Source organism: Gammaproteobacteria bacterium, from assembly GCA_022450155.1.
In the GTDB taxonomy this organism is placed as follows: Bacteria; Pseudomonadota; Gammaproteobacteria; order Arenicellales; family UBA868; genus REDSEA-S09-B13.
This window is the reverse complement of sequence record JAKUQR010000018.1, coordinates 58,123-66,425: the sequence shown is the minus strand read 5'-3', so window position 1 is coordinate 66,425 and position 8,303 is coordinate 58,123. Positions and strand designations below refer to the sequence as shown.

Here is an 8,303-nt window from a genome sequence, read left to right as displayed (position 1 = left end):
GCGCCGCACCCGTAATCATGTTCTTCACATAGTCCGCATGCCCCGGACAGTCCACATGCGCATAATGACGCGCCTCCGTCTCATACTCCACGTGCGCAGTCGCTATCGTAATACCACGCTCACGCTCTTCAGGCGCATTGTCAATATCATCAAATGCCATCACCTCACCACCATACTTGGCACTCAATACCCGCGTCATCGCCGCCGTCAACGTCGTCTTACCATGATCTACATGACCAATAGTCCCAACATTTACATGCGGCTTGGTTCGCTGAAATTTCTCTTTCGCCACTTTCTCTTCCCTCTCGTGATTCAGTGGTTAACGCATACCGAAAAACCGATTTCGGCTTCCTGTTTCCTGGAGCCCACAACTGGATTTGAACCAGTGACCCCCTCCTTACCATGGAGGTGCTCTACCGACTGAGCTATGTGGGCACTTTGTCCTAGTGGAGCGGGTGATGGGGATCGAACCCACACCATCAGCTTGGAAGGCTGAGGTTCTACCATTGAACTACACCCGCTCTGAGCATTTCACTTTCCTGATAAAACCTCGTTCTGATTGAGCAGGCGCAACTCTGTCGGTCACCGTAAAGCCTGCTGGCGACCACCTGGTGGAGGGGGGAGGATTCGAACCTCCGAAGGCTGAGCCAACAGATTTACAGTCTGCCCCCTTTGACCGCTCGGGAACCCCTCCTGGAACTCACAAACCGCTAATTTTCTCTAAATTACACCGAGTCGTCAATAGATTACGGCCGTTTTCAGGCCAGTTTTTGCCATAAACACCCCGGCCAGGGCCTCACCCTGTCGCCATCAACCCACGCCGATCTGGACGGGGCGCCGGATTTTATACCACTGGGCGGGCGCCGTACAGCATCCTCTATTCTGGACTGAACCGACTGATTCGCTCGCGTGCGTTGTAAACGATGGGTAGGGGTACCGTCGGTCAGAGATAGGAACTGGCCTGAAAGACATTTTTTTCCAGGGAATATGGAGCCCGCAAGTGGATTCGAACCACCGACCTGCTGGTTATAAATTGGAGGGATTTGTCCGGCTAACCAGTCTGTCTGAGGGACACCCAGAGCAGCGACTACAGCCGAATCACTTTCAGTTTCTTAACGGCTGAGATTTTTCCCAGAGCCGTCATGGCCGCTTTGGAAGGCTCGTTGTCGAGGTTAATGAAAGACAATGCATCCTCCCCTTTTCGAACCCGACCGAGCCGCCACTCACCAATATTGACACCATAGTCCCCAAGCAATGTGCCAACCTGACCGATAACACCTGGTACATCACTGTTTTTCATCACCAACAGTGTGCCGCTCGGATCCACGTCCAGGTGATAGTCCCCGACTTGGACGATCCGCGGGCGCTCACCGTCAAAAACCGAGCCGATGATGACCCGGTTACCGTCCGCCCAGTTGGCCCGGCACGAGATAGCGTTCGCAAATTCGCTGCTGCCGAGCCCCTTGGTCTGGGAGATGCCTATCCCGTGCTCTTCGGCCAGTGCCGGGGCATTGATGTAATTCACAGGATCCGCAATGATGTTCATCATTACGCCCTTGAGTACACCGGTCGCAATGGGTTTCGCGAATTCAATTGCCGTGTCGCCGGAAAGCTCAAGTTCAATGGCTCGGATCGGGGCATCAGCCATGTGAAACTGCAGTACACCGATCTTCTCCCCGAGTTGCAGGTAAGGCAGAACCGATGCGTATTCCGGCCCGGCTGGGAAGGGCATGTTGACGCTGTTCCGGAAATCCTCATTGCGCAGCGCATCCATTACCTGCTCGACGATCTGGATCGACACATCGCGCTGAGCTTCTTCGGTACTTGCCCCGAGGTGCGGGGTATGAAGTACGTTCGCCAACCCGATGAGGGGATGATCGGTCCCAGGGGGCTCTTTGTTATAGACGTCGACCGCGGCCGCTCGGACTTTTCCGGAGGTCAGAGCATTAGCGAGTGCTTGTTCGTCGACCAGTTGGCCGCGCGAGGGGTTGATGATGATGACCCCGTCCTTGGTCTTGGCCAGGGTTTCAGTATTCAGTATATGCAAGGTTTCATCTGACAGACTGGCATGCAAAGAGATGATATCGGCCTGGGCCAGAAGTTCCTCGAGGTCAACCAGCGTGATGCCCATCTCCTGTCCAACCTCCTCGGAAACGTAAGGATCGAACGCGATGACCTCCATGTCAAAGGTTCTGGCCCGTTTTGCCACGTGGCGGGCGATGCGGCCAAAGCCGATTAAGCCGAGGACCTTTCGGTAGAGCTGCACCCCGATAAAGTCGGATCGTCGCCACTCGCCCTGGAGCACCGACTGATGAGCCTCGGCGGTATGACGAGCGGCGGCGAGCATCAACAAGATAGTGTGTTCGGCGGTCGCAATACTGTTGACCCCGGGGGTATTCATCACCAGGATGCCGCGCGCGGTGGCCGCCGCGACATCGATGTTGTCGACTCCCATACCAGCCCGGCCGATCACCCGGAGTTTCGGGGCCATCGAAAGAAGATCCGCGTCGACTCGGGTGCTGCTTCGAACCAGCAGCGCATCGTATGTCGGGATGAGAGAGCAAAGCTCGGCCTTAGGCAGCCCGGTCTTGACATCGACCGTGACATCAGACTCTTCTTCGAGCCGTCGGATACCTGCTGATCCGATTTTGTCCGCTACCAAGATCCTAAACATTCATTGACTCCATCTATTGTCCTGAATTGAGAGTGACTTAATGATCGCCCATCACAGATCGCGCTCCGAACCGATTGTCGCTCGAGCACCAAAGCAGGCCGCAAATTTCTCTGCAAGTCGAACTTCGTTCCAGCGCAACGCGGCGGACTGGATCAAGGCATGGGCTTTCCCGGCCAGCGCCTGTACGCCTGCGTCGCCCGAGTGTTCCAGGGCCGTCGTACCAGCAGCCAACAGCAGCACCGGGGCAATGCTTTGACTTTGGATGAAGACTTTCGATTCGGATGCGACACGATCCCGGCCGATCACACCACCGAAACCCACGAAAAGATCCACCTCGCGGCCCGCCAGAAGATCACTCACGCCATCACCTACAAGCAGCGAGCGCCCGGTCTGGTTTTGGAGTAACTCGCGAATGATCTGAGCCTTACCATCGCTCTCGGTCAGAACCGAGTGCTGCACCGCGAGGTACTCTTCGCGCCACGGGTCCTGATCTTGCCACCAGCTGCCGGACAGGGTGTCATATTCCACCTCAACAGCCCGAATGTGCTCGGCGGCTACGCCGAGGTGCAGCCCGAACTCGCGGACCGGATCGAAGAGACCACCGCTCACAATGTAGACTTCGTGACCAAGGACTTTCAGTGCTTGAATGAGCGCTGCGGCGTCTTTGACCACGTGCTTTCGGTAACGGGATCGAAGCGCACGGACCGCACCCCGGGTGGGGCGCAAAATTTCGAGGCGCTCTCCATAGACTGTCTCCAGGTGTACCTTGCCCTCCATGGCAGAGCGGGTGAGGTCTGCGATTCGCTGCCGGGTATCAGGATGACTCGCCAGCTCGTCAATCCCCTCTATCCGGGTCAAGGTCGAATCACAGTCAAAGATTACATGCCGATACACAGGCCAGCGCGGCGGAGGCGAGCTGTGCTGTCTGTTGGTTTTTCGAACGCTACGCATCAGTTTCGACCCTCGAGACCAAGGGCTTAGTCACTAGAGTTCCGTTTCTACACATGGCCAATACAGGTTATATGCTATATCGATGCCAGCTTCTACACTCATCAAAATCAGCGAGAAGACCGCATCGCACCAAAAGAGAAACAACTAGTGTCTGACGTCAGTGCTTTTGGGACAAACTGAGTAGATTTGATAAAGGAGTGTATCTGGCTCATCGTAATCACTGAGGAGTGATTAATGATGAAACAGAAAACCGGGTTACGAGGCAAATCGTCCGAGAAGATCGTGCGGAGACTGGTGAGGAATATACTTCACTCATTGAAGTCGTGGCAGAGCCGGAAACCCAACTGCACGTTGCGCCCGATGCCGCCACTTCGGACTGATCGGGTATAGCCTAGCCGTGAGCGGTGCGGTCACCACTAGTACGCAGCGTGCTGGTGGCTAACCAGGAAAAGCACGTGATAGAACGAGGAACGCAACTGCAGAATCTCGCTGGCCGCATGTTCGATGTGCTAGTCATCGGGGGTGGTATTAATGGAGCGGCCAGTGCTGCAGCACTGTCTGCTGCAGGAGCCAAGGTTGCGCTGGTCGAGGCAAGGGATTTTGCAGGATTCACCAGCAGCGAATCGTCCAACCTGATCTGGGGCGGAATCAAGTACCTTGAGACCCTGGAGGTTGCACTCGTCCGCAAGCTTTGCCTTGGTCGCAACGAGTTGATGCGGGCTTACCCGGAGGCAATCAAGGAGACCCGTTTTTTAGCGGTCGTTGACCGAAAGTCCCGCTTCCCGGCGATGTTCCTATGGCTGGGAGCCTGGATTTACTGGTGGCTGGGTAACCGATTTACGCGTAAGCCCCGCTACCTGTCTCGCCACGACATCGCGTCCGAGGAGACGATTGTCAAGGCGGCCAACCTGACGGGGGGGCTGATGTATTCGGATGCCAGACTGGTGGATGGTGACGCGAGGTTCGTCTTGAACCTGGTGAAAAAGGCTATCGGATTTGGCGCGATGACGATCAATTATCTGGCCGTAACCCGGTTGCAACGGGAGCCAGGTGGAACCTGGACGGCCACAGTGGTCGATGGGGTAACGGGTCGTGAATCGTGTCTTCAGGCCCGTTTCTTGGTCAACGCGGCCGGACCGTTTGCCGATGAGTTGAATCGGCAAGCGCAGTTTGAAACCAGCACCCAGCATGTATTCTCAAAAGGCATACACCTTGTGGTCGACCGAATAACAGACAGTAACCGGGTATTGACGTTCTTTGCGGACGATGGTCGCATGTTCTTTGCGATCCCTTTGGGAGATAAGACCTGCATCGGGACCACAGATACACCGGTCGAGTCACCGCTGACCAGGGTGTCTGATGCCGATCGGAAATTCGTCCTTGACAATATCAACAATTGCCTCAACCTGGCGACACCCCTGACAAAGGATGACATTCTTGCCGAGCGTTGTGGTGTCCGCCCTTTGGCCATGGCACGGTCCAGAGAATATAAGACCGGGCAGTGGCTGCAGATGTCCCGGAAACATGTGCTGCAAGCAAGCGAGAAGTTGGGGATGGTGAGCATATTCGGCGGCAAGTTAACGGATTGTTTACAGATTGGTGGCGAAGTATGCGGAGCGTTATCCAATTTCGGTTGTCAATTACAAATGGGCAAGTGGTACGGTGAACCAGGACTGAAATCGCGAGATAGGTTTGCGGCCCGATTACGTGAGGTCATCCAAATACCGGAGCAGAATATCGATCTACCTTGGGACAGGTTGTGGCGGATGTATGGTGTCGGGGCGATCGAAATCCTGGAATCTATTTTGTCAGAAAACAGGGGTGCTGAATTAGTGATTCGGCCTGCAAAGATCTGCCGGGCAGAGCTCGAACTGATTCGCAATCAAGAGATGGTGGTAACGCTGGAAGACTTCCTGCGCCGACGAACCCTGCTGGCTCAGACCCACGGCCTTTCGGAACTTGCCAGCATGCCAGGCATAAGGGCAGCCTGCGAAGTTTTATTCGGTAACCAGGCCGAGCAGCGATATGAGGAGTATTTTCAAATGCATCCTCCCATTGAAATCCAATCCTCCCATAAAAATAAGAACATCAACGCAAAGGATGAAGTAGTCCGAAAACCTTAAACCGGAAGACAGCGTGTAGATGAATGATTGATCACCGTGTTCTGACTAACTATCCCGTGTCATGCCACACATTGCGAGTCCTTCTGTTGTTGCCTTACTGTCTGGTGCCTTCATGATTATCGGCTCGACGGTATCCGCGGGAGAGGTTGTTCCGGTCAAACGGGTCCCCGCTGAATGGGAGCCGCAGGAAGCTATCTGGCTGCAATGGCCAGGCAGCTGGGAGAAATCCTTCGAAACGAGCTTTGCTCGCTTGTCTAATGTGATCGTGCAATATGAAACGCTTCACATCCTATATGACTCACCGTCGGTCCTGTCCGAAGCGCAGTCGTCCATCAAGCGGGAGGATGGTGATCCAGACCACCCCAATATCCAGTGGCATTGGATCGAGAACAACAGCGCCTGGATGCGTGACAATGGTCCGGTTTATGTAATCGAGGACGGCACAATGCGAGTGCAGAACTGGGCTTTCAACGCCTGGGGAGGCGCCTTTGGCGCCAACATTCCCTTTCGCCTCGACAACCAGGTGCCGAATAAGGTGGCAAAAAGGGTGGGCTTGCCGGTCGAGGTGATCGACATAGTTCACGAACGCGGCAATCTGGAGTTCAACGGCGTCGATACCGTGATTCTGAACTGGAGCGTAATCGGAGATTCCCACCGCAATCTAGGATACACAAAGGAGCGCGCCAATACTGACCTGAAGAAATACTTCGGCGTTTCGAAGGTGGTGTTTATCGAGGGTGTGCCTGAAGGCGACCTGACCAACGGCCACATCGACGGTATCGCACGGTTCATCAATCCGACCACTGTTGTCGTGGCTGACTGCACGGGTAAGTCCCAGTGCAGTGCCCCAGACGACCCGACCCATGCCATTTTCGATGCCGCTGCCGAGACCATTGAGGCGGCCGGTTTTACCGTGATTCGCGAGCCGATTGAGGGCACACGCGACTACCAGGGCCACACTTTCGACACGAACTATATGAACTGGCTAGTTGGCAATGGCTTCGTCATTACGGTCGGCTTCGATAACCCGGAAACCGACGCGGCGGCTAAGGCGCGGCTGGAACAGTATTTCCCGGGCCGGGACGTTTATGTGATCGAGACCCTCGCTTCATGGGCCGCGGGGGGCGGTGTGCATTGCCACACCAACGACCAGCCAGCGATAAAGCTTCACTGACCTACGCTCTCGCCACATAGTTCTGATACTGCGGTATTGCAATCGCTGCAAGAATCCCGATGATCGCCACCACGATCATCAACTCGATCAGGGTAAAGCCTGTGTGTTTCATGGGACTATAATTAAAATAGAAACTCTGGTGGCTCGATTGGGTTAACAGAGTGTCAGAGTAATCGGGGTATACATCTGTACGCCCCGCTACTCTACCAGTCATAAAGGCCCTCGGATGCTGACGCGCTATACGCATTTAAGAGCAGAGGATTCGGTGGAGAAGCTAGGGTACGCGCGCGTCAGCAGTCGCGCATCAACGCTGGACCCAGTGTTGTCGGCCGCGGCGTGTTCGGTATTGACACCGAGGCTACCAATGATTCCAAGAATTGCATGATCGTTGTAGATGGAACCGGCATCCACCCCGACTGGGCAAACTTGACCGCCGAACTACACAACCATGGGACAGGAACTGCTGGACCTGCACCAAGCCCATACTGAAGGCGCTGTCTCGGCGGAGGAGTATCAGGTCGAGCGGCAGAGAATTCTCACCCGTTTCAACGAATAACATCCCCGGCTGTTTATACGGCGTGACTCCGCGGCACCAGTGCCAACACCCGAAGTGGGCTCCCTGTTCCGTTCTTGATCTTGAGCGGCGTCGCGATAATGACTGCTCCGACAGGGGGCAGAAGATCCAAATTGTTTAGACACTGCAGGCCGTACTTGTTGTTACCGTGAAGCGTGTAGTGGGCCGGAAACGGTGGGGTGTAGTGCTGCCCCTGACCGGCATCGGTACCCACGGTCTCTACGCCGAACCCGCGGATGTCCCGCTGCTCCACCAGCAAGCGAATACCCTCCGGCGATGGCCCTGGAGAATGCGCCCCGTCGTCACGCATATTGAGATAAGCTGCCCCGGAGCGTTTCGACCAGTCCGTGCGCATCAGCACCCAACAGTCTGGCGGAATTCTGCCGTGATCGGCCTCCCAGGCCTCGATCACTTCGGGCGTCAGTTCGAAGTCGTCGTCCCGGGCCGCACCTTCAGAACAGTCGATGACGCAGGCCGCACCGATGAACCGCTCAACCGGGATCTCGTCGACACTATTGTTCGGCAGGTCCCGGCCTGAAATCCAGTGAATAGGCGCATCAAAATGTGTGCCAGTGTGCTCGCAGCAGGAAAAATTGTGCCACTTCCAGGCCGGACCACGGTGATCGTAGGCCGAGATCTCCTCCATGCGGAACCGGGCACACTGACCGAATTCCGGCGGCAAGATGATCACGGGAAAATCAGGATCCAGCGTGTGGGTGAGATCGATCGTCACGACTTCGCCATTGGCCATGGCTGACGCCAGGCTGGTCAGCGCGTGATTATCCTGGCTATTGGTTACCGTCATTC

Annotated in this window: 6 protein-coding genes, 3 tRNA genes and 1 pseudogene; 2 read left to right on the top strand and 8 right to left on the bottom strand. The window is 55.6% G+C overall.

What is annotated here, in order from left to right; all coding sequences use genetic code 11:
* The 6 genes from MK323_10760 to MK323_10735 all read right to left on the bottom strand — a co-directional run.
* Positions 1–292, bottom strand: a 292-nt coding sequence (locus MK323_10760; GenBank protein MCH2482634.1) for a GTP-binding protein, incomplete at its 3' end; no start/stop codon positions are given.
* A gap of 67 nt (positions 293–359) precedes the next feature.
* Positions 360–435, bottom strand: a tRNA-Thr gene (locus MK323_10755).
* A gap of 12 nt (positions 436–447) precedes the next feature.
* Positions 448–521, bottom strand: a tRNA-Gly gene (locus MK323_10750).
* Between the two features lie 88 nt (positions 522–609).
* Positions 610–694: transfer RNA gene (locus MK323_10745), tRNA-Tyr, on the bottom strand.
* A gap of 393 nt (positions 695–1,087) precedes the next feature.
* Positions 1,088–2,674: a phosphoglycerate dehydrogenase gene (serA, locus tag MK323_10740; protein ID MCH2482633.1), complete on the bottom strand. Its 1,587-nt coding sequence runs from the start codon at positions 2,672–2,674 to the stop codon at positions 1,088–1,090.
* Between the two features lie 51 nt (positions 2,675–2,725).
* Positions 2,726–3,625, bottom strand: a complete 900-nt coding sequence (locus MK323_10735; protein ID MCH2482632.1) for an HAD-IB family phosphatase — start codon at positions 3,623–3,625, stop codon at positions 2,726–2,728.
* A gap of 497 nt (positions 3,626–4,122) precedes the next feature.
* Between MK323_10735 and MK323_10730 the strand changes: the two genes are divergently transcribed.
* On the top strand, positions 4,123–5,748 hold the full coding sequence (locus MK323_10730; protein MCH2482631.1) for an FAD-dependent oxidoreductase: 1,626 nt from the start codon (positions 4,123–4,125) through the stop codon (positions 5,746–5,748).
* Between the two features lie 61 nt (positions 5,749–5,809).
* Positions 5,810–6,922 (top strand): agmatine deiminase family protein, encoded by a 1,113-nt coding sequence (locus MK323_10725; protein ID MCH2482630.1) that lies wholly within the window; start codon positions 5,810–5,812, stop codon positions 6,920–6,922.
* Between the two features lie 4 nt (positions 6,923–6,926).
* Here MK323_10725 and MK323_10720 read toward each other — a convergent pair.
* Together MK323_10720 and MK323_10715 are read right to left on the bottom strand one after the other, a co-directional pair.
* Positions 6,927–7,034 (bottom strand): annotated as a pseudogene (locus MK323_10720) (prepilin-type N-terminal cleavage/methylation domain-containing protein).
* A 457-nt stretch (positions 7,035–7,491) separates the two neighbouring features.
* Positions 7,492–8,301 (bottom strand): cyclase family protein, encoded by an 810-nt coding sequence (locus MK323_10715; GenBank protein ID MCH2482629.1) that lies wholly within the window; start codon positions 8,299–8,301, stop codon positions 7,492–7,494.
* Positions 8,302–8,303 lie beyond the last annotated feature (2 nt).

Coding starts and splice junctions, on each gene's coding strand:
- serA (MCH2482633.1), bottom strand. CDS start 2,674: ATGTTTAGGATCTTGGTAGCGGACAAAATCGGATCAGCAGGTATCCGA.
- MK323_10735 (MCH2482632.1), bottom strand. CDS start 3,625: ATGCGTAGCGTTCGAAAAACCAACAGACAGCACAGCTCGCCTCCGCCG.
- MK323_10730 (MCH2482631.1), top strand. CDS start 4,123: ATGTTCGATGTGCTAGTCATCGGGGGTGGTATTAATGGAGCGGCCAGT.
- MK323_10725 (MCH2482630.1), top strand. CDS start 5,810: ATGCCACACATTGCGAGTCCTTCTGTTGTTGCCTTACTGTCTGGTGCC.
- MK323_10715 (MCH2482629.1), bottom strand. CDS start 8,301: ATGACGGTAACCAATAGCCAGGATAATCACGCGCTGACCAGCCTGGCG.